The sequence below is a fragment of the Litchfieldia salsa genome (genome assembly GCF_900104555.1).
GTDB lineage: Bacteria > Bacillota > Bacilli > Bacillales > Bacillaceae_L > Litchfieldia > Litchfieldia salsa.
Map to the genome: position 1 here is coordinate 40,547 of NZ_FNJU01000016.1, position 25,956 is coordinate 66,502.

Annotated in this window: 26 protein-coding genes, 1 rRNA gene and 2 other annotated features; of the genes, 1 reads left to right on the forward strand and 26 read right to left on the reverse strand. The window is 36.6% G+C overall.

All coding sequences use genetic code 11. The features are described 5' to 3' along the window. Nucleotides 1–15: 15 nt before the first annotated feature. The 25 genes from rpoB to BLQ56_RS20640 all read right to left on the reverse strand — a co-directional run bounded on the left by rpoB (nt 16) and on the right by BLQ56_RS20640 (nt 24,616). On the reverse strand, nt 16–3,582 hold the full coding sequence (gene rpoB, locus BLQ56_RS20520; RefSeq protein ID WP_090859050.1) for a DNA-directed RNA polymerase subunit beta: 3,567 nt from the start codon (nt 3,580–3,582) through the stop codon (nt 16–18). Nucleotides 3,583–3,829: 247 nt separating this feature from the next. Beyond that, the gene (locus BLQ56_RS20525; protein ID WP_090859052.1) at nt 3,830–4,432 is read right to left on the reverse strand and encodes a class I SAM-dependent methyltransferase; all 603 of its coding nucleotides are present in this window, start codon (nt 4,430–4,432) and stop codon (nt 3,830–3,832) included. Between the two features lie 232 nt (nt 4,433–4,664). Then, entirely contained in the window at nt 4,665–5,024 is a 360-nt protein-coding gene (rplL, locus tag BLQ56_RS20530; protein ID WP_090859055.1) for a 50S ribosomal protein L7/L12, read from the reverse strand. Nucleotides 5,025–5,088: 64 nt separating this feature from the next. Next, a complete protein-coding gene (rplJ, locus tag BLQ56_RS20535; RefSeq protein ID WP_090859058.1) occupies nt 5,089–5,589 on the reverse strand; it encodes a 50S ribosomal protein L10 in 501 nt (166 codons plus the stop codon). 46 nt (nt 5,590–5,635) lie between these two features. Further along, nucleotides 5,636–5,785 (reverse strand) — a sequence feature (ribosomal protein L10 leader region). A gap of 48 nt (nt 5,786–5,833) precedes the next feature. After that, nucleotides 5,834–6,535, reverse strand: a complete 702-nt coding sequence (gene rplA / locus BLQ56_RS20540; protein ID WP_090859060.1) for a 50S ribosomal protein L1 — start codon at nt 6,533–6,535, stop codon at nt 5,834–5,836. A 113-nt stretch (nt 6,536–6,648) separates the two neighbouring features. Then, nucleotides 6,649–7,074: a 50S ribosomal protein L11 gene (gene rplK, locus BLQ56_RS20545; RefSeq protein ID WP_090859062.1), complete on the reverse strand. Its 426-nt coding sequence runs from the start codon at nt 7,072–7,074 to the stop codon at nt 6,649–6,651. A 231-nt stretch (nt 7,075–7,305) separates the two neighbouring features. Beyond that, the gene (gene nusG / locus BLQ56_RS20550) at nt 7,306–7,839 is read right to left on the reverse strand and encodes a transcription termination/antitermination protein NusG (RefSeq protein ID WP_090859065.1); all 534 of its coding nucleotides are present in this window, start codon (nt 7,837–7,839) and stop codon (nt 7,306–7,308) included. A 128-nt stretch (nt 7,840–7,967) separates the two neighbouring features. Continuing rightward, nucleotides 7,968–8,150 (reverse strand): preprotein translocase subunit SecE, encoded by a 183-nt coding sequence (secE, locus tag BLQ56_RS20555; protein ID WP_090859068.1) that lies wholly within the window; start codon nt 8,148–8,150, stop codon nt 7,968–7,970. Between the two features lie 29 nt (nt 8,151–8,179). Further along, nucleotides 8,180–8,329, reverse strand: a complete 150-nt coding sequence (gene rpmG, locus BLQ56_RS20560) for a 50S ribosomal protein L33 (RefSeq protein WP_090859071.1) — start codon at nt 8,327–8,329, stop codon at nt 8,180–8,182. A 128-nt stretch (nt 8,330–8,457) separates the two neighbouring features. Next, a complete protein-coding gene (gene sigH / locus BLQ56_RS20565) occupies nt 8,458–9,114 on the reverse strand; it encodes an RNA polymerase sporulation sigma factor SigH (RefSeq protein WP_175490402.1) in 657 nt (218 codons plus the stop codon). Nucleotides 9,115–9,176: 62 nt separating this feature from the next. Further along, a complete protein-coding gene (locus BLQ56_RS20570; RefSeq protein ID WP_090859077.1) occupies nt 9,177–9,686 on the reverse strand; it encodes an NYN domain-containing protein in 510 nt (169 codons plus the stop codon). Between the two features lie 5 nt (nt 9,687–9,691). Beyond that, on the reverse strand, nt 9,692–10,435 hold the full coding sequence (gene rlmB, locus BLQ56_RS20575) for a 23S rRNA (guanosine(2251)-2'-O)-methyltransferase RlmB (RefSeq protein ID WP_090859080.1): 744 nt from the start codon (nt 10,433–10,435) through the stop codon (nt 9,692–9,694). A gap of 35 nt (nt 10,436–10,470) precedes the next feature. Then, nucleotides 10,471–10,875, reverse strand: coding sequence for a Mini-ribonuclease 3 (locus BLQ56_RS20580; protein ID WP_238457334.1), 405 nt, complete (start codon nt 10,873–10,875; stop codon nt 10,471–10,473). Next, nucleotides 10,875–12,278 carry a cysteine--tRNA ligase gene (cysS, locus tag BLQ56_RS20585; RefSeq protein WP_090859085.1) on the reverse strand — a complete coding sequence of 468 codons (1,404 nt, stop codon included), beginning with the start codon at nt 12,276–12,278 and terminating at the stop codon, nt 10,875–10,877. Before cysS ends, BLQ56_RS20580 begins: the two co-directional genes overlap by 1 nt. After that, nucleotides 12,259–12,912, reverse strand: coding sequence for a serine O-acetyltransferase (gene cysE / locus BLQ56_RS20590; RefSeq protein WP_090859088.1), 654 nt, complete (start codon nt 12,910–12,912; stop codon nt 12,259–12,261). Before cysE ends, cysS begins: the two co-directional genes overlap by 20 nt. 49 nt (nt 12,913–12,961) lie before the next feature. Beyond that, nucleotides 12,962–13,202, reverse strand: a binding site (T-box leader). 81 nt (nt 13,203–13,283) lie between these two features. Continuing rightward, nucleotides 13,284–14,741: a glutamate--tRNA ligase gene (gene gltX, locus BLQ56_RS20595; RefSeq protein WP_090859091.1), complete on the reverse strand. Its 1,458-nt coding sequence runs from the start codon at nt 14,739–14,741 to the stop codon at nt 13,284–13,286. Nucleotides 14,742–14,767: 26 nt separating this feature from the next. Continuing rightward, the gene (gene ispF / locus BLQ56_RS20600; RefSeq protein WP_090859094.1) at nt 14,768–15,247 is read right to left on the reverse strand and encodes a 2-C-methyl-D-erythritol 2,4-cyclodiphosphate synthase; all 480 of its coding nucleotides are present in this window, start codon (nt 15,245–15,247) and stop codon (nt 14,768–14,770) included. Nucleotides 15,248–15,263: 16 nt separating this feature from the next. After that, nucleotides 15,264–15,953 carry a 2-C-methyl-D-erythritol 4-phosphate cytidylyltransferase gene (gene ispD / locus BLQ56_RS20605; RefSeq protein WP_090859098.1) on the reverse strand — a complete coding sequence of 230 codons (690 nt, stop codon included), beginning with the start codon at nt 15,951–15,953 and terminating at the stop codon, nt 15,264–15,266. Nucleotides 15,954–16,105: 152 nt separating this feature from the next. Then, on the reverse strand, nt 16,106–17,194 hold the full coding sequence (locus tag BLQ56_RS20610) for a PIN/TRAM domain-containing protein (RefSeq protein WP_090859101.1): 1,089 nt from the start codon (nt 17,192–17,194) through the stop codon (nt 16,106–16,108). Nucleotides 17,195–17,375: 181 nt separating this feature from the next. Next, entirely contained in the window at nt 17,376–18,449 is a 1,074-nt protein-coding gene (gene disA / locus BLQ56_RS20615) for a DNA integrity scanning diadenylate cyclase DisA (protein ID WP_090859103.1), read from the reverse strand. A gap of 2 nt (nt 18,450–18,451) precedes the next feature. Beyond that, entirely contained in the window at nt 18,452–19,822 is a 1,371-nt protein-coding gene (radA, locus tag BLQ56_RS20620; protein WP_090859106.1) for a DNA repair protein RadA, read from the reverse strand. A gap of 204 nt (nt 19,823–20,026) precedes the next feature. Continuing rightward, nucleotides 20,027–22,468, reverse strand: coding sequence for an ATP-dependent protease ATP-binding subunit ClpC (clpC, locus tag BLQ56_RS20625; protein WP_090859109.1), 2,442 nt, complete (start codon nt 22,466–22,468; stop codon nt 20,027–20,029). After that, a complete protein-coding gene (locus BLQ56_RS20630; protein ID WP_090859112.1) occupies nt 22,465–23,562 on the reverse strand; it encodes a protein-arginine kinase McsB in 1,098 nt (365 codons plus the stop codon). The genes clpC and BLQ56_RS20630 overlap by 4 nt, the downstream gene beginning before the upstream one ends. 3 nt (nt 23,563–23,565) lie before the next feature. After that, nucleotides 23,566–24,114 (reverse strand): protein-arginine kinase activator protein McsA, encoded by a 549-nt coding sequence (locus BLQ56_RS20635; RefSeq protein ID WP_090859115.1) that lies wholly within the window; start codon nt 24,112–24,114, stop codon nt 23,566–23,568. 40 nt (nt 24,115–24,154) lie between these two features. Next, complete coding sequence (locus BLQ56_RS20640) at nt 24,155–24,616, reverse strand: CtsR family transcriptional regulator (protein ID WP_090859119.1); 462 nt, start codon at nt 24,614–24,616, stop codon at nt 24,155–24,157. Between the two features lie 362 nt (nt 24,617–24,978). On the opposite strand from BLQ56_RS20640, the gene BLQ56_RS20645 reads away from it, so the two are divergent. Further along, nucleotides 24,979–25,698, forward strand: coding sequence for an MgtC/SapB family protein (locus BLQ56_RS20645; RefSeq protein WP_338011861.1), 720 nt, complete (start codon nt 24,979–24,981; stop codon nt 25,696–25,698). A gap of 142 nt (nt 25,699–25,840) precedes the next feature. On the opposite strand, the gene rrf is transcribed toward BLQ56_RS20645, so the two are convergent. Then, nucleotides 25,841–25,956, reverse strand: a 5S ribosomal RNA gene (gene rrf / locus BLQ56_RS20650).

Here is a 25,956-nt window from a genome sequence, read left to right on the forward strand (position 1 = left end):
AAGTGGATTATTTGATTACTCTTTAGTCACTGTATCCTTAAGTACTTCTTCTTCAACTACTTCGTTATCTAATGCAACACCTTCAGATTGGTTTGGTACTTCATCATCTTCAGTATCACGCATTTCTATTTCCTTCTCATCCTCTGATAGGATCTTCACATCCATACCAAGAGATTGAAGTTCTTTCATTAATACTTTAAATGACTCTGGTACGCCAGGCTGAGGAACATTTTCACCTTTAACGATGGCTTCATATGTTTTCACACGACCGACAACATCATCTGATTTAACTGTAAGAATTTCTTGAAGTGTATATGCAGCACCATAAGCCTCAAGTGCCCATACTTCCATCTCTCCGAAACGCTGACCACCGAATTGTGCTTTACCACCTAGTGGTTGTTGTGTAACAAGTGAGTAAGGTCCAGTAGAACGTGCATGAAGCTTATCGTCAACCATGTGAGCAAGCTTAATCATATACATAACTCCTACAGATACACGGTTATCAAAAGGTTCGCCTGTTCTTCCATCATATAATACTGTCTTAGCATCACGTGACATTCCAGCCTCTTGAAGAGTACCCCATACATCTTCCTCACGAGCACCATCAAATACTGGTGATGCAACATGAATACCTAACTTTCTTGCAGCCATCCCTAAATGAAGCTCAAGCACTTGCCCGATATTCATACGTGATGGAACTCCAAGTGGGTTTAACATGATATCAATTGGTGTGCCATCTGGTAGATATGGCATATCTTCTTCTGGAAGAATTCTTGAGATAACCCCTTTGTTACCATGTCGTCCAGCCATTTTATCCCCTTCAGAAATTTTTCGTTTCTGAACGATATAAGCACGAACTAATTGGTTAACACCTGGTGGTAACTCGTCACCATCTTCACGATTAAACACTTTTACATCTAATACAATACCGCCTCCACCATGTGGAACACGAAGTGATGTATCACGTACTTCACGTGCCTTTTCACCGAATATTGCATGTAATAGTCGCTCTTCAGCAGTTAGTTCAGTTACTCCCTTTGGTGTAACCTTACCTACTAGAAGATCACCGTCTTTTACTTCCGCACCAACGCGGATAATTCCACGCTCATCAAGATTCCTTAGTGCATCTTCACCAACGTTTGGAATATCTCTAGTAATCTCTTCTGGTCCAAGCTTTGTATCACGAGACTCTGATTCATATTCTTCAATATGAATAGATGTGTATACATCTTCTTTTACAAGTCTTTGACTCATGATGATAGCATCCTCATAGTTATAACCGTCCCATGTCATGAACCCAACAAGAACGTTTCTACCTAATGCTAATTCACCTTTTTCCATCGAAGGACCATCCGCTAAGATTTCACCTTTTACCACATTGTCTCCTACAGAAACAATCGGTCGTTGGTTATAGCACATTCCTTGGTTAGAACGAATGAATTTCATCATGCGATATTTATCTAAGTCACCTTTGACTTGCTGACCATCAACCTCAGTGTAGCGTCTAACCCATACTTGTTTTGCTTCAACACGCTCAACAATTCCTGGATGCTTACAAATAACAGCAGCACCTGAATCTCTTGCAGAAACATGTTCCATACCAGTTCCTACGATTGGAGATTCTGGTTGCAATAACGGAACAGCTTGACGTTGCATGTTTGCTCCCATTAGTGCACGGTTAGAGTCATCATTTTCTAAGAACGGAATACACGCAGTCGCTGCAGATACAACCTGCTTTGGAGATACATCCATATAATCTACACGGTCACGATTAACAACTGTATTTTCTCCACGGAAACGAGCGATAATATCTTCTTCAACAAATGATCCATCATCAGATAATTTCACATTTGCTTGTGCAACAACATAGTTATCTTCTTCATCAGCAGTTAAGTAATCAATTCGAGTTGTTACTTTTCCTGTTTCTGGGTCTACACGTCGGTAAGGCGTTTCAATAAATCCGAAACGATTAACCTTAGCGAACGAAGATAGTGAGTTAATTAAGCCGATATTCGGTCCCTCTGGCGTTTCAATCGGACACATACGACCATAGTGAGAGTAGTGAACGTCACGAACTTCAAAACCAGCACGTTCTCTCGTTAAACCACCAGGTCCAAGGGCAGATAATCTACGCTTATGTGTTAATTCACCAAGTGGATTTGTTTGATCCATGAATTGCGATAATTGAGAACTTCCAAAGAACTCTTTCATCGATGCAATTACTGGACGAATATTAATCAGCTGCTGTGGTGTAATCGTGTTTGTGTCTTGGATCGACATTCTTTCACGTACCACACGCTCCATTCTAGATAGACCGATACGGAATTGGTTTTGCAATAGTTCACCAACAGAACGTAAACGACGATTACCTAGGTGATCAATATCATCTGTATCTCCAACTTGATGTAACAGGTTAAAGAAGTAGCTTATTGAAGCTAATATATCAGATTGTGAAATATTCTTAACAGATTCATCCGTAAAAGCATTTCCTATTACATTAATGACCAGTTCGCCATCTGGGTCACTAGGTGCGAAAATTTTAATAGATTGTACAGTTGTTTCTTCATTCAATACTCCACCAGATGGAGTGACCTTTTTAAATCCAATTCCATTTTCTAAATTAGGTAGAATTCGATCTAAAGTTCTACGATCTAATAGAGTGCCTTTTTCAGCAATAATCTCCCCTGTTTCTCCATCTACTAACGTTTCTGCTAGTTTTTGATTAAACAGACGATTTTTTATATGAAGTTTTTTGTTTATTTTATAACGCCCTACATTAGCTAAATCATAGCGTTTCGGGTCAAAGAATCTTGATTCTAGTAAGCTTTTTGCGTTTTCTACTGTAGGTGGTTCACCCGGACGTAGTCTTTCATATATTTCAAGCAAAGCTTTTTCTGTAGTTTCAGTATTGTCTTTTTCGAGTGTATTTCTTAAATATTCATTTTCACCAAAAAGATCAACAATCTCTTGGTCTGAACCAAAGCCAAGCGCACGCAAAAGAACCGTAACAGGTAATTTACGAGTACGATCGATACGGACATGAACTACATCCTTTGCATCTGTTTCATACTCAAGCCAAGCACCACGGTTTGGAATAACGGTTGCAGTATAGCCTCGTCTACCGTTTTTGTCTAATTTACCACTGAAATACACACTTGGAGATCTCACTAACTGTGAAACAATTACACGTTCAGCACCATTGATTACAAAGGTACCTGTTTCGGTCATTAATGGGAAGTCCCCCATAAAGACATCTTGATCTTTCACTTCGCCAGTTTCTTTGTTAATTAAGCGCACCTTTACACGTAATGGAGCAGAATACGTAACATCACGCTCTTTAGTTTCTTCCACTGAATATTTAGGTTCTCCTAAACTGTAATCAATGAATTCTAGCGATAGGTTACCTGTGAAATCCTCAATAGGAGAAATATCTTGGAACATCTCTCTTAATCCCTCATCAAGAAACCATTGGTAAGAAGAGGTTTGGATTTCGATAAGATTTGGTAATTCTAATACTTCACTAATGCGAGCATAACTTCTTCGTTGGCGGTGTCGTCCATACTGAACTAGTTGACCTGTCAACTCATTCACCTCTCAAATCAAGCGTTTTTTAAAATAAAGCTACTATTTTGTCGTCTATAGTAGAATAACCATAGACAAAAAGAAAAAGGGTTTCATTCAAGAAAACCACATTTTTCATCATAACGAACTATTGATTTTATTAGTCTTTCCATACTTACTAATATTATACATTTTAATAAAAAATTAGTTCTGCATGAAAAAATTACATATTGGCATTTTATAATGTTATCATAGGTAAAAATAACCGTCAACCTTTTTTTGATTTTATGATATAATACCCCTTTTTCTTTAAAACAACTTCTACATCAGAAAACATAGTTTCAAGCTTTTCAATTGCAGAAGGGGCACCTTGTTTCTTTTGTATGACGATCCAAAGCTCCCCACCAATCGCTAGTCGTTCGTAGCCTTCTGTCAATATTTCGTGAACAACTTTTTTTCCAGCACGTATCGGAGGGTTTGATACTATTGCAGCAAAGGATTTATTTTCTACATTAGCAAATAAATCACTTTTATAGATTAATACATTTTCCACTTCATTAATTAGCGCATTCTCTTTAGCTAGTGCAATTGCTCTCTCATTCACATCAATCATTTCAACTGTTCTTTCATCATACACTTTTGCAAGAGTCAATCCAATTGGACCATATCCACAACCTACATCAAGTAAAGACCCTTGAACTTCTGTTAATTGAAAAGTTTCAATTAACAGTTTTGAACCAAAATCTACTTCTTTCTTAGAAAATACACCACGATCGCTCGTAAATTGAAAAGATTGATTCCTTAATTCAAACGACCAACGCATCGGGTTACTAGCTACAGAAGGTTGACTAGTATAATAGTGATCACTCATTTATGTGTACCTCCTTTACGATAAAACTAGACTATTTTCTATATTTGGGAACCTATTATGTAGTGTCTCTTTTCCAGCATCATTTAAACAAGTTTTTTTGCATAGCAAATAATATAATTCTATCTTATATTCACCTTACTTATAAAATGTCATAGAACGCAGATTGTTGGGGCTAGTATATTTAGGGGTAAAAAAAAGCCCGCAAATAAGCGAGCTTTTGTTATTCATTTAATTACTTAACTTCTACTCCAGCTCCAACTTCTTCAAGTTTAGCTTTAACTTCTTCAGCTTCCTCTTTAGAAACGCCTTCTTTAACAGCTTTAGGAGTGTTATCTACTAATTCTTTAGCTTCTTTTAAGCCAAGACCAGTGATTTCACGTACAACTTTGATAACTTTGATTTTTTGTGCACCAGCAGATGCAAGTACAACTTCAAATTCTGTTTGCTCAGCAGCTTCAACAGCACCGCCAGCAGCTACAGCTACAGGAGCAGCAGCAGTTACACCGAATTCTTCTTCAATTGCTTTTACTAGGTCATTTAATTCTAAAACAGTCATGCTTTTAACTGCTTCAATGATTTGTTCTTGAGTCATTGTATTTTTCCTCCTTGGAATATTATCATTTAGATTATTTTTTTAGGTAAAGATTGGGTAAATATTAAGCGCCTTGTTCTTCTTTTTGATCTGCAACAGCTTTAGTTGCAAGAGCAAAGTTACGAATTGGAGCTTGAAGTACACTAAGCAACATTGAAAGTAAACCTTCGCGTGATGGAAGTTCAGCAAGAGCTTTAACTTCTTCAACAGTCGCAATGTTTCCTTCAATTACACCAGCTTTGATTTCTAACGCATCATGCTTTTTAGCAAAGTCGTTAAGAATTTTAGCAGGAGCAACAACATCTTCAGCACCGAAAGCAATAGCATTTGGTCCTGTTAACGCATCATTCAAACCTGTTAATCCAGCTGCTTCAGCCGCACGACGAGTCATAGTGTTTTTGTATACTTTAAAATCGATTCCTGCGTCACGAAGTTGTTTACGTAGTTCAGTTACTTCAGCAACTGTTAATCCACGATAATCAACAACGATTGTTGATTTACTCTCACGCAATTTAGTTTCGATCTCAGATACGATTTGTTTCTTTTGTTCTACCGCACTGCTCATTCTCACACCTCCTATAGTTTTATAAACACTTAATACCGATTCGGTGTAAAGATATAAAAAACCTCTACGCCAGTAGACGTAGAGGTGGTATATAGCAATTGCGCATTCAAAAATGCCCTTACTACACCTCGGCAGGCTACTCATTAAGCTTGTTTATGCAAGCACCTACTGTCTACGGTAAAAATGATATTATTTTAACAACAGTGTTTATTATATTTTAAACGTTATTAAAAGTCAACTTCCATTATTTTGTAGCAACAAATGTAGAAGCATCTACTTTTACGCCAGGTCCCATAGTTGAAGAAACAGCGATGTTCTTCATGTATGTTCCTTTTGCAGCAGCAGGTTTAACTTTTAATAGAGTTTCATAAATAGTTGTGAAGTTCTCGATTAATTTTTGATCATCGAAAGAAATTTTTCCAACTGGAACGTGAATGTTTCCAGCTTTGTCAACGCGGTATTCAACTTTACCAGCTTTGATTTCTTTAACAGCCTTATCAACATCGAATGTAACTGTTCCTGTTTTAGGGTTTGGCATTAAGCCTTTAGGTCCTAATACACGACCAAGCTTACCAACTTCACCCATCATGTCAGGTGTTGCTACGATTACATCAAAGTCAAACCAACCTTGAGTGATCTTTGTGATATAGTCGCTATCTCCAACATAGTCAGCTCCAGCAGCTTCTGCTTCTTTCGCTTTTTCACCTTTAGCAAACACTAATACTTTTTGTGTTTTACCAGTTCCGTTTGGAAGCACTACTGCTCCACGGATTTGTTGGTCAGCTTTCTTTGGATCTACACCTAAACGGAATGCAACTTCAACAGTCGCATCAAATTTAGCGATGCTTGTTTTTTTAGCTAATTCAACTGCTTCAGCAACTGAATATACCTTTGTACGGTCTACTAATTTAGCAGCTTCAACGTACTTTTTACCTCTTTTTGCCATGATATTTCCTCCTCGAATGTGGTTTTAACGGATTTACCTCCCACGAATAAAGGTTGCGAACAGGTATAACCCTAGTAACGCAACCCCCCAAACACTTGTGACAAAACACAGGATTAGTCTTCGATAACGATTCCCATGCTACGTGCAGTTCCTTCAACCATACGCATTGCAGATTCAACACTTGCCGCATTTAAGTCAGGCATTTTTGTTTCTGCGATTTCGCGTACTTTATCACGCTTAACTGTCGCTACTTTATTACGGTTTGGTTCACCAGAACCTGACTCAATTCCAGCCGCCTTCTTAAGAAGAACTGCAGCAGGTGGAGTTTTCGTAATAAATGTAAATGAACGGTCTTCAAATACCGTGATTTCAACAGGGATGATCAATCCAGCTTGCTCTGCTGTACGTGCGTTAAATTCTTTACAGAATCCCATGATATTAACACCGGCTTGACCTAAAGCTGGTCCAACTGGTGGCGCTGGGTTAGCTTTTCCAGCAGGGATTTGTAATTTAACCATTTTAATTACTTTTTTAGCCACGGTACACACCTCCTTAAAGTCCGTGATGTGGTAATAGGGATATTCCCTCCCACTCATCATTCTTTATATAAAGATATTTATATCCTTACATGTCTAGTCCATGTCTTCTGCAGACATACTGACCTTTGAAATTTTAACACTATACTAAATAGATTTCAAGTTTTTTCTAGAGTTTTTTTAAAATTACTCCGAACCGGATCATTTTTAGGCTATTTTCATAGCTTTTTTGTCTTAAAGCTTCTCAATTTGAGCAAAGTCTAGTTCAACCGGTGTTTCTCTACCGAACATGTTAACATGGACTTTTATCTTGTGCTTGTCCAAGTCAATATCTTCAATCGTTCCTGTGAAATTAGCAAACGGTCCTTCATTTACTCGTACTGTTTCTTTTAATTCAAAATCAATTTCAACTGACTTTTCATCTACACCCATTCTCTTAAGTAGACTTGTTACCTCATCTGGTAATAGTGGTGTTGGTTTTGAACCTGATCCTGCTGACCCTACAAATCCAGTTACTCCTGGTGTATTACGAACAACATACCAAGAATCATCTGTCATGATAATCTCAACTAAAACGTAACCAGGGAATACCTTTTTCTTTACCACTTTCTTTTTTCCGTTCTTAATTTCTGTTTCTTCCTCTTCTGGAACAACTACACGGAAAATCTTATCTTGCATACCCATTGATTCTACACGTTTTTCTAAATTTGCTTTTACCTTATTTTCATAACCTGAATACGTATGTACTACATACCAATTTTTCTCCATTAATTAGGACAACGAACTGTCCGTCCCTCCCCTTACTTATAGTTGAATTACCGCAACTAAAAAAACCCGTAAACGGGCTTCAAAGCAACTTCATTATTTACCATCATTATACCATGACTTTGTATGACTTATTCAATAACTAAACGAATTAATTCTGAAATACCTGTATCAATCAGTGCAAAGAAAACAGACACGAAGGTAATAGTTGATAAAACGATAATTGTATATCGAGTTAACTCTTTCCTTTTAGGCCAGCTAACTTTCTTCATTTCTCGAGCAACACTTTGGAAAAATTTTACTAGACGCTGCATTATGTTACCTCCAACATTATTAGAAAAATCTATTTTGTTTGCCGATGTAGAGAGTGTGTATTACAAGTTGTACAAAACTTCTTTAATTCAAGGCGCTCTTCTGCTTTTTCGGTATTCAACATCGTTGTATAATTTCGACTTCCACATTCATTACAGGCCAAAACTATTTTTTTTCGCATTCAAGACACCTTCCAATGAAATCTTGATTTTATAAAAAATATTTGTATAAATTTCCTTAAAAATGTAACATATGCTTGTTCTAGATGTCAATACTCACAAAGGTGCTTTACGACTTTGTGTTCTCTTGCTAAAGACTTATTTCCCTAATTTCTAGGTAACGCTCAAGCTTCCGTTTAACCCGCTGAAGTGCATTGTCTATTGATTTAACATGTCGATTTAAATCTTCTGAAATCTCCTGATATGAACGTCCATCAAGATAAAGCGCCAAAACTTTCCTCTCTAAGTCACTTAAAAGCTCGGCCATCTTGATTTCAATGTCATCGAATTTCTCTTGATTAATTATAAGCTCTTCCGGATCCAGCACCTTAGCACCTGATATAACATCCATTAATGTGCGATCCGACTCTTCATCATAAATAGGCTTGTCCAATGAAACATACGAGTTTAATGGTATGTGCTTTTGTCGTGTCGCTGTTTTAATTGCTGTTATAATTTGTCTTGTGATACATAACTCTGCAAACGCTTTGAAGGAAGTAAGCTTGTCCTCCTTAAAATCACGAATTGCTTTGTATAGACCAATCATACCTTCTTGAACAATATCTTCTCGATCTGCACCTATTAGGAAATAAGATCGAGCTTTTGCTCTCACAAAATTCTTATACTTATTAATTAGGTAATCGAGTGCATCGCTTTCACCAGAATGAACCAATTCTACGACTTCTTCATCTTCTAATCGTTCATACACTGTGTTGACTTTTCCATTGAAGTTTGAAATCACGTCGATCCCTCCGACCGGACTTGTAGATAGAAATATTATACAGGACTTTTTTTCAAGGCGTCAACAGGTCACTTTTCTCCTCTGCGCCATTTTTCGAATATTTCTGCCATTTCATCTGTTAAAGGAATCTTAGTTAAGCTCTTTTTTTGGTATGTTTTCTTCACTTTTTTTTCTATCCCTTTTTCTATTAAACCCATCTCTGTCAATAGTTCTCTTGCTGACTTTCTTAGTGCACCTTGTCCGAAAATTGCCCATTGTTCTGTATAGTCAGATGTCGCAACATGAATTTGTGTCCGTCTATCATTTAATTCTTTGGCAAGTTTTTCTATCCGTTCATCTGCCGTCTCATTCTCTCTTGTAAAAATCACTTCAACCTTATGATTTTTACTTTTCTTTTCTGTACCTTGTACAAGGTGGGCATCAAATACAACAATTACTCTATAACCAGTAATAGCTTGGTATTCTGCCATCTTTTCAATTAAGAGCTTTCTGGCCTCGGCAAAATCAACCGTTTTAAGCTTACGCAACTCTGGCCAAGCTCCGATGATGTTATATCCGTCAACAATGAGGATATCCATTTTAGCTATTTACCTATGGGGTTTCGTTTACGATATACCTCATACATTAAGAGACTAGCTGCGACAGATGCATTTAAAGAAGTAACTTTTCCTTTCATTGGAAGACGAATTAAGAAATCGCATTTATCTCTGATTAATCTACCGATTCCTTTTCCTTCACTGCCAATAACTAGGCCTAAAGGTAGTTCTCCATCCATGTTTCGGTAATCATCTTTACCAGAGGCATCTGTTCCAAAGATCCATACTCCCCGCTCTTTTAATTCATCAATTGCTCTCGCTAAATTAGTCACCCTTGCTACTGGAATATACTCAATTGCCCCAGTGGATGCTTTTGCAACCGTCGCAGTCAACCCGACCGCTCTTCTTTTAGGAATAATAACACCATGAGCACCAACGCTATCTGCTGTTCTAAGAATAGATCCCAAATTATGTGGGTCCTCTATTTCATCCAGCAATAAGAAAAAAGGTGATTCCCCTTTTTCCTCTGCTAATTTAAACAAATCATCAATCTCTGCATACTCATATGCTGCGACTTGTGCAATTACACCTTGATGATTTCCTTCAACCATTTGATCAATCTTCTTTTTAGGGACGATTTGAAGTAACACGCCTTTTTCATTAGCAAGATTTATGATGACACTCATTGATCCTTTTTGTGAACCTTCTGCTACAAGGATCTTGTTTATTTCCCTTTCTGACTTTAAAGCTTCTATAACAGGGTTTCTTCCGATAATAAAATCAGTTGACATGATACTCCTCCTTTCTGTATTTGAAAATGTATTCCTTAGTAAGTGATATAGGAAAGTGATGCCTTAATAATTTCTTCTAACCGTTCCTTATTGTTATGCAAATGATGATATCCTATTAATGCTTCAAAGGAAGTACTATATTTATATGTTTGCACATCCGTATTCTTAGGAGTAGTGCCACTCTTGGCATTTCTACCTCTCCTTAATACACCCTCTTCTTCTTCATTGAAAAATTCTTCAGAGGTCAAATGATGTAAGATCGATGCTTGCGCTTTTGCTGATACATAGCGTTTTGCTATTTTGTGTAATTCATTGGGTCTTACAGCCCCCTTGCCAAGAATGAAGTGACGCACATACATTTCGTATACGGCGTCACCCATATAAGCAAGTGCTAAACTATTCAATTGTTTTGCATCAATGTTAGTCGAATCAAGTAACATTATGATCCTCTTTTCCATCGTGTTCCTTGCGGAGTATCTTCTAATATCACATTCTTTTGCTTTAATTCATCTCGAATTTGATCTGATAATGCGAAATCACGATTCTTTCTTGCTTCAATTCTCTTCTGAATTAGTGCATCAATCTCTTCATCAAGTAATACTTCTTCAACATCTAGTTTTAAACCAAGCACTTGAAAAAGCTCCTCAAATTCCTTCAAAAATTTATTAATAATCTCTACAGACGTATTTTTTGACTGAAGATAATAATTCGCCTGTTTAGATAAGTCAAAAAGAATGGAGACTGCATTTGCTGTATTAAAATCATCATCCATAACTGTTATAAATTCTTCTCGTAATGAAGTGATTTTACTAATCCATTCTTGGTCATCTGATGTAAGATTTGTACTGTTATCTTTACGATGTTTTAAGTTCTGATACGAAGTCTTTATACGATCGAATCCATTTTTTGTACTTTCTAACAATTCTTCATTGTAGTTAATGGGATGTCTATAATGAACAGATAGCATAAAGAATCTAATCAATTGAGGATCATGCTGTTTAATAATGTCATGGACTAAAATAAAATTCCCTAGTGACTTAGACATTTTTTCATTGTCAATATTAATATAACCATTATGCATCCAATAATTAGCAAATGATTTCTCACTAATTGCCTCTGACTGCGCAATTTCATTTTCATGATGAGGAAATGCTAAATCCTGCCCACCGGCATGAATATCGATGGTTTCTCCTAAATATTTTTTCGCCATTGCCGAGCATTCAATATGCCAACCTGGTCTTCCTTCTCCCCAAGGACTGCTCCAAGAAATCTCTCCTTCTTTCGCATCCTTCCAAAGAACAAAATCAAGTGCATCTTCTTTTTTATCTCCAATGTCTATTCTTGCTCCTACTTTTAGCTCATCAATTGATTGATGTGATAGCTTTCCGTATTCTTTAAACGATCTTGTGCGATAATAAACATCACCACCCGCTTCATAAGCATATCCTTTCTCGATCAGTGCCTGTATGAAATCAATAATGATATCTATACTTTCAGTCACACGAGGGTGAACCGTTGCTTCCTTACATCCTAGCGAAGACACATCCTCGAAATACGCGTCAATGAATCGATCTGCTATAACAGGAACTTCTTCTCCAAGCTCGTTTGCTGCCTTTATTAACTTATCATCAACATCCGTAAAATTAGATACATAATTGACTTCATATCCACGGAATTCTAAATAACGTCGTACTGTATCAAATACAATTGCAGGTCTGGCATTACCTATGTGTATATAGTTATACACTGTAGGTCCACACACATACATCCTTACTTTGTTCTCTTCTAGCGTTTTGAACACTTCTTTTTGTCTTGTCAGTGTATTATATATTTGAATGGACATTGCTTTTTGCCCCTTTCTTTAACTCTTCTTTTAGCATACTAATTTCATGTTCAAGATCCTTTATACGGTCTGAAATAGGGTCTGGAACATCACAGTGATTCAACCTATTTACTTTAACACCATTCTGTATGACAACTCTTCCTTTTATTCCTACTACAGTTGAATTGGGAGGAACATCGTTAAGAACAACTGCACCAGCACCAACCTTTGAATTTTCTCCAATTGTTATAGAGCCTAGTACCTTAGCTCCTGTTGCTATTAGAGCATTATTCTCAATGGTGGGATGCCTTTTTCCCTTCTCTTTACCAGTTCCACCTAACGTAACTCCTTGAAAGACTGTCACATTATCACCAATTTCACAAGTTTCCCCAATTACTACACCCATCCCGTGATCAATAAAAAATCTACGTCCGATTTTGGCTCCAGGATGGATTTCGATTCCTGTGAAAAAGCGACTTATTTGAGAGACCACACGGGCTAAGAAGAACCCTCTCCGCTTATATATTCTATGGGCTAGACGATGAAACCAAATGGCGTGTAACCCTGAGTATGTTAAGATTACTTCAAAGCGTGTTCTTGCTGCAGGATCTTGCTCAAATACTACCTCTATATCTTCCTTCATCCTACGAAACATGTTCCATTATCCCCCTTCATCCCATAAAAAAAACGCCTCTGTGTCTATACACAGAGACGTTTTCACGCGGTTCCACTCTGTTTAGGCACCCTATATGATTAAGATACCTCAACTTTAGCTCTAGTAACGGTGAGCAACCGCTCTCGCCTACTCATACTGTGAGACTAGTACTTTCAACAAAAGACTCAAAGGTGCATTTCAAAAAACACTTTACTTAAACCACTTTCAGCCTGTTGATGGTTCTCTCTTTGAAGCAAATGTTTTTTTACTCTCCTTCTCAACACTTTTCATCTATTTAATTATTATCATTATCCATAAATTCATTGGTTATTCGAATACTAAGATAACTATATTATATTTTATAGAAAATGTTAACTAAAAACTCTTTTCACACGATTAATAACTGTCTCTACACCAAGTAAGTGAATCGCTTTTGGTAGATCTGGTCCATGCGTTTGACCTGTTGTAGCAACTCGAATAGGCATAAATAACTTCTTGCCTTTTTGACCAGTTGACTTTTGAACAGCCTTCATTGCTGCTTTAATATCATCAGTAGTAAAGCTATCCAGCGCATTAAGCTCATTTACAAAAGACTTAAGCACCTCATCTACCTGGTCTTCTGATAAAACCTCTTTTGCTTCTTCGTCATACACAAGCTCATCTTTGAAAAAGAGTTCTGTCAACTCAACAATTTCAGCCCCGAAATTCATCTTCTCTTGATGAAGTAAAATTAATTCCTTAGCCCAATCCTTCTCTTCATCACTCATTGTTTCACTTACTCGACCTGCAGCGATTAAATGTGGTAGTGCAATCTCAACTAATCTTTCTGAGTCAATACCTTTAATATATTGGTTATTCATCCATGTTAACTTTTGTGTATCAAATACAGCTGGTGATTTTGAAAGTCTTGCAGTATCAAAAATATCAATAAACTGTTCTTTTGTATATAACTCTTCTTCTCCCGCTGGAGACCATCCTAATAGTGTAATAAAGTTAAATAAAGCTTCTGGTAAATAGCCTAATTCTTTATATTGTTCAATGAACTGAATGATTGATTCATCTCTCTTGCTTAACTTTTTACGATTTTCATTCACAATTAATGTCATGTGTCCAAATTGAGGAACATCCCATCCCAAAGCTTCATAAACCATCAATTGCTTAGGTGTATTCGATATATGATCCTCACCACGAAGAACATGTGTAATTTGCATCAAATGATCATCAACAGCAACAGCAAAATTATAAGTTGGTGTCCCATCCTTTTTGACAATTACGTAATCGCCGATTCCATTTGATTCAAAAGAAATTTCACCTTTGACCATGTCATTGAATGCATACACTTTATTTTCAATTACTTTAAAACGAATGCTTGGTAGTCTACCTTGTTTGTCTAATGCCTCTTGCTCTTCAAGTGAAAGATGACGACATTTACCTGAATAGCCTGGCATTTCGCCTTTTGCAATTTGTTCTTCACGCTCTTGCTCAATCTCTTCCTCCGTACAATAACATTTATAAGCTAACCCTTTTTCTAACAGCGTTTCATAATGCTCTTGGTAGATATCATTTCGTTCTGATTGGCGATAAGGACCAAATTCTCCTCCCACATCAGTACTCTCATCCCAATCAATTCCTAACCATTTTAAATACTTTAATTGACTTTCTTCTCCGCCCTCGATATTTCGCTTCTTATCTGTATCCTCAATTCGGATAATAAATTTCCCATTTTGGTTACGAGCAAATAAATAATTAAATAAAGCTGTTCTAGCATTTCCAATATGTAGGTGTCCTGTAGGACTCGGTGCATAGCGAACTCTAACTTCTTTTGTCATATATGTTCCTCCGTTATTTATCTAATTTAACTATTTTTCACTAAAAGTACGACTGCTTGTGAAGCAATCCCCTCTTGTCTACCAGTAAAACCTAACTTTTCTGTTGTTGTTGCTTTTACATTTATTTGAGATGTTTTAGCCTCAAGTAGTTCAGCAATTCGCTCTTTCATTCTTTCAATATAAGGCGCCATTTTTGGCTTCTCGGCAATGATTGTACAATCAATATTTCCTAAGGAATACCCTTCCTCTTTGATTATGTTCCATACATGAGTTAATAGCTTGGCCGAGTCCGCATCCTTAAATGCAGGGTCCGTATCAGGAAAGTGCTTCCCAATATCTCCAGCAGCAATCGCTCCTAGACATGCATCAGCAATCGTATGTAGCAATACATCCGCATCAGAGTGTCCAAGTAATCCCTTTTCATGTGGAATCTCAATCCCTCCGATAATTAATGGCCTTCCTTCAACCAATTGATGAACATCATAGCCTTGTCCAATTCGAAACATACGTTCATCCCCTTTTCTATCGATTACTCCAATTTGAAAGAATCGCTTCAGCAAAAAGTAAATCCTCTGGAGTTGTTAATTTAATATTCTTATAATCACTTTCAACAATATACACATTTTTTCCTAATCGTTCAACTAAACTTGCATCATCTGTCCCAAGGAATTCCTCTTCAGCCGCTTTTTGATGTGCTTGCTTAATGATTTCTACTTTGAATGCCTGTGGAGTTTGGATCGACCACACATCTGAACGGTCAATCGTCTTAATAATAGCCGAATCTTCAGCTACTTGTTTAATAGTCTCCTTAACAGGAACTCCTAAAACGGCTGAACCGTGAGTATTTGCCATATCTACTAGCGAGTGGATAAAAGGGATCTTCACAAACGGTCTCGCTCCATCATGTACTAATACAATCTCTTCTCCACATAACGCCTTCAATCCATTATACACACTATCCTGCCTTTCCTTCCCACCTGCAACAATCTTTATTTCCTTATTAAATAAATATTCCTGTAGTAGACTCTCAATTTCATCTGTTTCCTTTTCATTTATCACTAAAATGATTCCTGAACAACACTCATCTTCTTCAAATAGTTTTAACGTATGTATAATTAATGGAACCGAGTTGATCATTAGAAACTGTTTATTTCTTCCGGCATTCATCCGTTTCCCTTGTCCAGCTGCAAGAACTATAATTTCGTATTGCATGTTATTTCACCTCTACCATTTATCCCTGATCATTCCATATACAAAAAAAAGAGGCTTGCTCCTGATAGACGTAAACGGCTTCCTTTCCTCAGTTTGTAAACCAAGTTCATTCCACCCTAAACCAACCTCTATCAATCAAACCTCCGAAAATTCTATAATGCTTTTTCTAGTAACTTTGGCTTCGCAAAGATCATTCTTCCCGCAGAAGTTTGTAACACACTCGTCACTAGTACATCAATGTGTTTTCCAATATAGTCTCTTCCATCTTCAACCACAATCATCGTACCATCATCAAGATAAGCAATTCCTTGGTTATGCTCTTTTCCATCTTTGATGACTTGAACCTTCATTTCTTCTCCTGGGAGAACAACTGGTTTAACTGCATTTGCTAAATCGTTTATATTCAATACTGCTACATTTTGTAATTCACAGACTTTGTTTAAATTAAAATCATTTGTGACAACCACACCGGTCGTTAATTTAGCTAGCTTTACTAGTTTACTATCGACTTCCTGAATTTCTTCAAAATCACCTTCGTAAATTTCGACCTTTATGGCTAACTCTTTTTGAATACGGTTTAGAATGTCTAGACCGCGTCTTCCTCTATTTCTTTTAAGAACATCAGAAGAATCGGCGATATGTTGAAGTTCTTCTAGAACAAACTGTGGAATTACAATTGTTCCTTCTAAGAAACCTGTTTGACATATATCAGCAATTCTACCATCTATGATGACACTTGTATCCAAGATTTTTAGCTTTTTACTTTCTTGTTCTATTTCCTCTTCTTCATTTCCTTTTTTCTTACTTTTGTTGATTGAAAGCAGGCTTACTAATTCATCCCTTTTCTTAAATCCAACTTGGAATCCAAGGTATCCTAGTAGTAAAGTAACAAAAATCGGAATGACCGTGTTAACAACAACTAGCTGAATTTTACCCAAAGGAATCACGATTAGAAAGGCAACAATTAAACCAAATATAAGGCCTAGACTACCAATAATAACATCGGTAATTGGTGCCTTTATAAGGGTATCTTCAAGCCATTTAATTAACCCCACAATGTAATCAACTAACCAGAAAGTAGTAAGAAATAAGATAATTGCACCTAAAACTGCTAATGTGTAAGGTTTATCTAAATAAGGAACGTCACCAATATTTAATAATTCAAAAAGCTCTGGTATAAAGAAAATTCCAAGTGTTCCTCCAACAATTAGAAAAAAGATATGCACAATACGTTTTAACATTCCTTCACCTCCTCCTATTCATTATAAACACTTTATACTAATTGAAACCCACTATAAATAGTTTTTTTAAAATGTAAAGGTATTGACATGTACATGTAAAGAGACGATTAATATTAAAAGATTATCATTCAAAATTTCTATAGTCAAATAGCAATTGGTACATTTTTACATTCTACTATAATTAAATTTCCCGATCAATGGTGAGTTGTTTTTTTAAATACTGTAATCCGGACTTAATCTTTTTTGCTCGAACTTCACCTATCCCTTCTACCTCTACTAAATCTTCTACGGATGAAGTTAAAATATGTTTCAAATGTTTGAAATGATTTGTCACATTTTCAATAATATGTGACGGTAGTCTAGGGATTTTATGAAGGACACGATAACCTCTTGGATAAACAATTTCTTCCAGGTTTGTTATTGGAGAATATCCTAATAACTTTAAAAGAATAAAATCATCCAATAATTCTTTGTTCGAAAGGGTTTGTAATTGATCTAAAATTAAGTAAGGATCTGTTGAATTACCTTTTGAATAGTCTTTGATTATAGATGCTGCCTCTTCTTCAATACTAACCAGTAATTCTTTTAATTGAAGACTTAATAAACGTCCTTCTGTTCCTAACTCATTGATATAACACAGAATTTCACTCTTAATTCTAACAACCATCTCAATTCTATGAATAACTAGAACTACTTCTTGAAATGTAACAATACTTTCAAACTCTAAAGCACTTAAATCCTTTATGGATTGTTTTAAAACTGACTTGTACTTATCTAAGGTTTGAATAGCTTGATTTCCCTTTGTCAGAATTACCCCTATATCTTTTAATACATATCTTAGGTCACCTTTATATAAAGTGATCACATTTCTTCTTTGTGAAATAGCAATTACTAAGTTACCAGTTTGCCTCGCTACCCTTTCTGCTGTTCTATGTCTCATTCCTGTTTCTGAGGAGAATGTCGTTGGATCAGGCATAAGCTGGGCATTTGAGATTAATATGTTTTTTCCATCATCATCTAATACAATGGCACCATCCATTTTCGCTAACTCATATAAAGACGCAGGTGAAAAAATACAATTAATATGAAAACCTCCATCTACAATCCTTTCCATCGGTGAATTATATCCTACTACGATCAGCCCACCCGTCTTTGCACTTAAGACATTTTCAATTCCCTCGCGAATAGGTGTGCCTGGCGCGACAAACTTTAAAATTCGCGCTAAACTCTGCTCATGATGTATAATTTCATCCATTTTCATCCCCCCAATGCATATTGGAGTGCCTGCCTAACATCAGAAACTCCTACAACATTAACACCCTTTGGAATACTCCATCCCCCGAGATTTCTCTCTGGAATAATAACCCTTTGAAAACCTAGTTTTGCAGCTTCTTGGACTCTCTGTTCAATTCTGGACACTCTTCTAACTTCACCCGTTAACCCTACCTCTCCAACGAAGACATCAGTAGCACCTGTTGGTTTATCTCTGAAACTGGAAGCAATACTTATTGCCACAGCAAGATCGATAGCAGGCTCATCTAACTTAACACCACCAGCAACCTTTAAATACGCGTCTTGATTTTGCAATAACAAGCCCACTCTTTTCTCTAGAACTGCCATTAATAATGACACGCGATTTTGATCAATTCCAGTTGCCATTCGACGTGGATTCCCAAAGCTAGTTGGTGAGATTAAGGCTTGAATTTCAACCAGTACTGGACGTGTACCTTCCATGGAGGCCACAACAGTGGAACCGGCTGCACCCTGGGAACGTTCTTCAAGAAAAATCTCTGACGGATTTGCAACCTCTTCTAATCCTGTCTCTTTCATTTCAAAAATACCCATCTCGTTTGTTGAACCAAATCTATTTTTCACCGCTCTTAGGATTCTATATGTATGATGTCGTTCACCCTCAAAATACAAAACAGTATCTACCATATGTTCTAAGATTCTTGGACCGGCAATAGAACCCTCTTTCGTCACGTGACCAACAATAAAGATAGCGATTCCCTTTGTCTTAGCAATTCTCATTAATTCCGAGGTACATTCCCTCACTTGTGATACACTTCCCGGGGCAGAATTGATTTCAGAGTGGTACATCGTCTGAATAGAGTCAACAACAACAAATGCTGGTTCTACTTCTGAAATAGATTGTGAGATATGTTCTAAATCAGTTTCAGCAAGAACAAATAACTCATCAGATGTAACTCCCAAACGATCAGAACGAAGCTTCGTTTGCTTCACTGATTCTTCACCTGAGATATAAAGTACTCTATTCTCCCTAGCTAACTGTGATGATACTTGTAGAAGTAAGGTAGACTTCCCTATTCCTGGGTCCCCCCCTATAAGTACAAGTGAGCCACGAACAATACCTCCACCTAACACCCGGTCAAACTCTTTACTTTTGGTATATATTCTAGGTTCACTAATTGTTTCAATTGAGGTGATTGGTGATGGCTTACTTAATATTGTAGATGCGGTATGATTAAATGCGCCTCTTCTTGGAGATTTTTGCTCAATCTCTTCAACTAGAGTATTCCACGCACTACATCCGGGGCACTTACCCATCCATTTGGCAGATTCATAGCCACAGGTTTGGCAAGTGAATTTTGTTTTCTTTTTGACCATAATAATGAACCCTCTCTTATTAGAATACCTTTATCATATATAAATTATGAACATTTTTCCTGATACTAACAGAAATAGTAAGGGTGTTAATAAATGAAGCTGACCTTCAGGACTAAGCACCACTTATTTCTAGCACTAGGTCTGTGTAAAATTTCGACCTTGTAAGTGGTACTTAGACTGGAATCGGGTCAGCCTCTTAGTTTGTTAAGCTTGATTTACTTTTTCTATAGTCTTCACAACAAATTCACCATTTTCGATATCCATAATAATTTGTTGTCCTTTTTCAATCGAGCCTCTCAACAATTCTTCAGATAATTTATCTTCAATTTGCTTTTGAATAGCTCTTCTTAATGGACGTGCACCGTATTCAGGATCATAACCCTCTTCAGCGATTTTTTCCTTGGCTGCATCCGTTATTTCTAAATCTAGTTCCTGCTCTTTTAGACGCTTTGTTAATTGATCAGACATCAATGTAACAATTTCCTTAAGATGTTTCTTTTCAAGTGAATGGAAGACGATAATCTCATCGATACGGTTTAGGAACTCTGGACGGAATGCCTTCTTCAATTCTTCCATCACTTTGCCTTTCATATCTTTGTAATCTCGACCCTCATCTTGAACATTAAATCCTAAGTATTTGTTTCGTTTAAGTTCACTAGCACCAACATTAGATGTTAGAATCAATATTGTATTTCTAAAGTCCACTGTACGGCCCCTGGAATCTGTTAAGCGTCCATCTTCTAGAACCTGTAATAAAATATTGAATACATCAGGATGTGCTTTTTCAATCTCGTCTAAAAGTACAACTGAATAAGGCTTTCTTCTTACCTTTTCAGTTAATTGTCCACCTTCATCATAACCAACATATCCTGGAGGTGACCCAACTAGACGTGATGTTGAATGCTTCTCCATATATTCAGACATATCAATACGAATCATAGCATCCTCATCACCAAAGATAGACTCCGCTAGTGCTCTTGCTAACTCAGTTTTACCAACACCTGTTGGCCCAAGGAAGATAAATGACCCTATTGGTCTCTTAGGATCCTTTAGACCTGCGCGTGCACGTCTTACAGCTTTAGAGACTGCTTTTACAGCTTCTTCCTGACCAATTACTCGTGAATGGAGTATATCTTCCATATTAAGTAACTTATCTGTTTCTGTTTGGGCTAGCCTAGAAACAGGAATCCCAGTCCAGCTAGAGACAACCATTGCTATGTCTTCAACAGTTACTTCTGAATTCTCCTGCCCCTGCTTTTCTTTCCATGTTTTCTTTGTTTCTTCTAATTGCTCACGCAAACGTTGTTCACTATCTCGTAATGATGCCGCTTTTTCAAACTCTTGGCTTTGAACAGCTGCATCCTTCTCTTTACGAACTTCCTCTAATTTTGCTTCAAGCTCTTTTAAATTCGGTGGCGCAGTATATGAACGCAAGCGAACTTTCGAACCAGCTTCATCAATTAAATCGATTGCTTTATCTGGTAAAAATCGATCTGAAATATATCGATCTGATAGTTTAACTGCTTGAATAATCGCATCATCTATAATTGATACACGGTGATGTGCTTCATAGCGATCACGCAACCCCTGTAAAATTTGGATCGACTCATCAATTGTTGGTTCATCTACAGTAATCGGTTGGAATCTGCGTTCTAGTGCAGCATCCTTTTCAATATATTTACGATACTCATCTAGAGTAGTTGCACCAATACATTGTAATTCCCCTCGTGCCAATGAAGGCTTTAAAATATTGGACGCATCGATTGCACCCTCAGCACCACCAGCACCGATTAATGTATGAAGCTCATCAATAAATAAAATGATATTTCCTGCCTGACGAATCTCATCCATCACTTTTTTCAAACGATCTTCAAATTCTCCGCGATATTTTGTACCTGCAACAACAGTTCCCATATCTAAGGTCATTACACGCTTATCTCTTAAGGTTTCTGGAACCTCATTATTGATGATTTGTTGTGCTAAGCCCTCAGCGATAGCAGTTTTACCAACACCAGGCTCACCAATTAGTACGGGATTGTTTTTTGTACGACGGCTTAAAACTTCAATTACACGCTGAATTTCCTTGCTTCGTCCTATAACAGGGTCAAGGCTTCCTTCTCTTGCTATCGCTGTTAGATCACGAGCAAGACTATCTAAAGTAGGAGTATTAGCACTAACTGCGCCTCCACCTTGATGACCTGAAGAGGATTCATTACTACCTAGTAATTGAAGAACTTGTTGTCTTGCTTTGTTTAAGCTTACACCTAAGTTATTTAATACACGTGCAGCAACACCTTCACCTTCTCGGATCAATCCTAAAAGGATATGCTCAGTACCAACATATGAATGGCCTAGTTTTCTTGCTTCGTCCATAGAAAGTTCGATTACCTTTTTTGCACGAGGTGTATAGTGAATCGTTTGAGATGCATCTTGACCTCTACCGATTAATGCCTCAACTTCTTTTTGAATTTTCTCAGGTCCTAATTCAAGGGCTACTAATGCCTTAGCAGCAATCCCTTCACCCTCACGGATCAATCCAAGTAAAATATGTTCTGTACCAATATTGTTATGTCCTAAGCGTACAGCCTCTTCTTGCGCTAATGCTAAAACCTTTTGTGCACGTTCAGTAAATCTTCCAAACATCATGATTCATCAACCTCCATGCCATTAGTCTTTTTTTTCTCTAGCTTTAATCTCTCTCTAATTAATGTAGCTCTTCTAACGTCTCTTTCACTTGGTCTCAATGCTCCACCAGCATATAATTGTAAAAATCCTGGCTGAGTTAAAATCATTAATTCATTTAAGATGTTACTTGATAAATCACTAATATATCCTAAGTCAATACCTAAGCGCACATCTGATAAGCATTTAGCTGCTTCCTTTGATTCAATGATTCGACTATTTGCTAAAATACCATAAGAGCGATACACCCTGTCTTCTAATTGTATGTTTGAAGTCTTAACTAATGCGTCTCTTGCAGAACGTTCCTGAGAAATTAGTTGTCCTACCACACTTTTTAGATCTCCAACAATATCCTCTTCAGTTTTTCCTAAGGTAATTTGGTTGGATATTTGAAAGATATTCCCTAAAGCTTCACTTCCCTCACCATAAGTACCTCTTACAACTAAGCCTAATTGATTAATCGCTGGTATAATTCGACTCATTTGCTGTGTAAGTATTAAAGCTGGTAAGTGCATCATAACTGATGCTCTAAGACCAGTCCCAACATTTGTAGGACAGCTAGTAAGATAACCTCTTTTTTCATCAAATGCATAATCTACTTGAGTTTCAATCCAATCATCTAGTTCATTTGCCGTTTTCAACGCTTCTTCTAATTGGAAACCTGGATATAAACACTGAATTCGTATATGATCTTCTTCATTAATCATAATACTAAGTTCTTCATTTTCAGATAATAAACAAGCACCAAAAGGTGAATCCTCAGCCAGATGTGGACTTATAAGGTGTTTTTCAACGAGCACTCTCTTTTCAATTGGTTGAAGCTCATTCATATCTAATAATTCCAATTCTCCGATATTAGAGAAATGCTGTTGTGAAAACTGTCCTGCAAATAACTGTACGACATCCTTTGATTCATCATTTGTTGCTAACGTAGGAAACAAAATATGCTCTAAATTTCGTGCTAAACGAACTCTTGAACTTAAAACAATATCCATTTCCGGTCCATCTTGGTTCATCCATGAACTAATTGCCTTATCTATAAATCGTTCAAGCGACATAGATTATTGATCCCCCTCTCTATGCTCACCTATATTTCGCTCTAACGCCCTAACTTGATCTCGAATTTCAGCAGCCTTTTCAAATTCTTCTAAACTGATATATTCCTGTAGCTTTGCTTTCAATTCAGAAATTTGTTTACGAGTATGAATACTACCACCAATACGTTTTGGGATTTTTCCATTATGAGTGGTGTTTCCACTATGCACTCTTTTGAGTATTGGATTTAAATGATCTCCAAATGTTTTATAGCAATTAGAACAACCGAATCGACCAACCTTTGCAAATTGCTGAAATGTCATCTTACACTTTTCACATTGTAAAACTTCATTTTTTTGAAATGCGTCTTTCGTTGGTTCAGAAACTTGTGGTTCTATATTTAATAATCCAGCTAATAAGTTATGAATTGAGAATCCATTGTTTCCTGAAAACATAAGCATTTCACCTTTGTCTTGAGCACAATGCTCACAAATATGAACTTCTGTTTTATCTCCATTTACTATTTTTGTGAAATGGAGAGTAGCAGGTCTCTTTTTACATTCTTGGCAAATCATATTTACACCTCTCTAATAATTTAGATAGAGAATTTTTATTTTATTTATACATCAGTGATTTTAACATGGCCTTTAGCATTCTTGCTCTAAGCTCATCACGATAAGGAAGCTCTAAAAATAGGACTGATCGATCAATAACACTTAACATGATCTTAGCCTCGCGATTTGATGTGATTCCTTCCTCTACAAGCCTGTATATGACATCCTCTGCACTCGCCTGGCTTACTCTATTTTCAATTAAATGTATTAACTGTTCGATGAGGTGTGCATCATCATGTGATTTCACCTTCATGATACGAATATATCCTCCTCCACCTCGCTTGCTTTCAACTAAATATCCACGCTCTAGTGTAAATCGTGTATTAATTACGTAATTAATTTGAGATGGGACACATTCGAACTGCTCTGCCACTTCACTTCTTTTAATCTCCACAATATCACGATCGCTCACCTCAAGCACTTGCTTTAAATACTGCTCAATGATATCAGAAATATTTCGCACTCTGGCTCAACACCCCCACCTTGACTTTGACTATATTTGACTATAACCATATCATAAATTGAATTCAAAATTTTTTCAACTATTGTGTTTGTTATATTTTATAGCTTTGCCAAAATATGCTTCATACAAAACAAATTTTTAATTTTATATAAATATAATTAAATATGTATAGAAGTAGTACACTATATAGACTTTAATACCCTTTTTATACACTTTAAAACCTGAGTATTTTCCTTTATCCATTGTTATAAAAAGTATAAATTCATGGATTTATCATATCTATCTCATAATAAGAAATACTTTTCATATAGATACAAATATAGAGTTAGATGAAATAGAAAAATTTTGCAGGAGGGGGATTCGTGGTTTTTATTACAGAACAAATGATTACGTCAACCATACGATTATCACTTATTGTTTTATTAAGTGGGTTAATCGGAATTGAAAGGGAAATGAAAAATCACCCCGCCGGACTAAGAACACATATGCTAGTTGGTGTTGGTTCTTGTTTATTAATGCTTGTATCACTGTTTGGTTTTGAGGGATATTTAAATGAGCATCCAAACCTAGTTGGATATGATCCTAGTAGGATTCCATCGTATGTAATCTCCGGAATAGGCTTCCTTGGTGCAGGAACCATTTTAGTACACCGAGGTATTACAGTAAAAGGTTTAACAACGGCTGCTAGCATATGGGTAGTTGCGGGACTGGGGTTAGTTGTTGGAATAGGTATGTTCTTTGAAGCTATTTTAACAACGCTTATTATCATTACAACGCTCTTTTTCTTAAATAAATTAGAAGCACTCTATAAAAATAAAGTAAAAGGGGAAAAGTTCATACAACTTTCAATTGTAGTCAAACAACAATCAGGAAATCTCTCTACTCTAAGTGAGCTTATTTCTAAAGAAAAGATTGAAATTGTCGAAATTAATTCAGAGGAGTATGAACCCGATAACCTAGAATTAGTTAAGTATACTCTTTTAGTAAAATTATCTAAAGGTTCAACTAAACAAACAATGGTTGAGAAACTTCAAGAATTAAATATTGTCCATAAGGTGAGAGTTAGAAATGCCAACACTTAATAACTTTTGAAAATAAAAATGACCTACTAATGAGAAGTAGGTCATTTTTATTTAATTAATCATTTATACTTATTTTTACTGAAACCTTCGGTTTTTATATAAACAAAAAAGATTAGTTCCTAAAGAACTAATCTCCTCTGTTGCCTAGCGATGTCCTACTCTTGCAGGGGGAGTCCCCCAACTACCATCGGCGCTGAAGAGCTTAACTTCCGTGTTCGGTATGGGAACGGGTGTGACCTCTTCGCCAAAATCACTAGA

Excerpts from the sequence above, each read along its gene's own strand:
- ispD (WP_090859098.1), bottom strand. The coding sequence starts at position 15,953 with ATGCAATACGAAATTATAGTTCTTGCAGCTGGACAAGGGAAACGGATG.
- rplA (WP_090859060.1), bottom strand. The coding sequence starts at position 6,535 with ATGGCAAAAAGAGGTAAAAAGTACGTTGAAGCTGCTAAATTAGTAGAC.
- secE (WP_090859068.1), bottom strand. The coding sequence starts at position 8,150 with ATGCAGCGTCTAGTAAAATTTTTCCAAAGTGTTGCTCGAGAAATGAAG.
- rplL (WP_090859055.1), bottom strand. The coding sequence starts at position 5,024 with ATGACTCAAGAACAAATCATTGAAGCAGTTAAAAGCATGACTGTTTTA.
- disA (WP_090859103.1), bottom strand. The coding sequence starts at position 18,449 with ATGGATGAAATTATACATCATGAGCAGAGTTTAGCGCGAATTTTAAAG.
- BLQ56_RS20635 (WP_090859115.1), bottom strand. The coding sequence starts at position 24,114 with ATGATTTGCCAAGAATGTAAAAAGAGACCTGCTACTCTCCATTTCACA.
- cysS (WP_090859085.1), bottom strand. The coding sequence starts at position 12,278 with ATGTCCATTCAAATATATAATACACTGACAAGACAAAAAGAAGTGTTC.
- rplJ (WP_090859058.1), bottom strand. The coding sequence starts at position 5,589 with ATGAGCAGTGCGGTAGAACAAAAGAAACAAATCGTATCTGAGATCGAA.
- rpmG (WP_090859071.1), bottom strand. The coding sequence starts at position 8,329 with ATGCGAAAAAAAATAGTTTTGGCCTGTAATGAATGTGGAAGTCGAAAT.
- ispF (WP_090859094.1), bottom strand. The coding sequence starts at position 15,247 with ATGTTTCGAATTGGACAAGGCTATGATGTTCATCAATTGGTTGAAGGA.
- rlmB (WP_090859080.1), bottom strand. The coding sequence starts at position 10,435 with ATGTCAACTGATTTTATTATCGGAAGAAACCCTGTTATAGAAGCTTTA.
- BLQ56_RS20580 (WP_238457334.1), bottom strand. The coding sequence starts at position 10,875 with ATGTTACTTGATTCGACTAACATTGATGCAAAACAATTGAATAGTTTA.
- radA (WP_090859106.1), bottom strand. The coding sequence starts at position 19,822 with ATGGTCAAAAAGAAAACAAAATTCACTTGCCAAACCTGTGGCTATGAA.
- nusG (WP_090859065.1), bottom strand. The coding sequence starts at position 7,839 with ATGGAGAAAAATTGGTATGTAGTACATACGTATTCAGGTTATGAAAAT.
- gltX (WP_090859091.1), bottom strand. The coding sequence starts at position 14,741 with ATGACAAAAGAAGTTAGAGTTCGCTATGCACCGAGTCCTACAGGACAC.
- BLQ56_RS20570 (WP_090859077.1), bottom strand. The coding sequence starts at position 9,686 with ATGGATATCCTCATTGTTGACGGATATAACATCATCGGAGCTTGGCCA.
- BLQ56_RS20630 (WP_090859112.1), bottom strand. The coding sequence starts at position 23,562 with ATGTCGCTTGAACGATTTATAGATAAGGCAATTAGTTCATGGATGAAC.
- clpC (WP_090859109.1), bottom strand. The coding sequence starts at position 22,468 with ATGATGTTTGGAAGATTTACTGAACGTGCACAAAAGGTTTTAGCATTA.
- BLQ56_RS20525 (WP_090859052.1), bottom strand. The coding sequence starts at position 4,432 with ATGAGTGATCACTATTATACTAGTCAACCTTCTGTAGCTAGTAACCCG.
- cysE (WP_090859088.1), bottom strand. The coding sequence starts at position 12,912 with ATGTTTCGTAGGATGAAGGAAGATATAGAGGTAGTATTTGAGCAAGAT.
- BLQ56_RS20610 (WP_090859101.1), bottom strand. The coding sequence starts at position 17,194 with ATGTTAAAACGTATTGTGCATATCTTTTTTCTAATTGTTGGAGGAACA.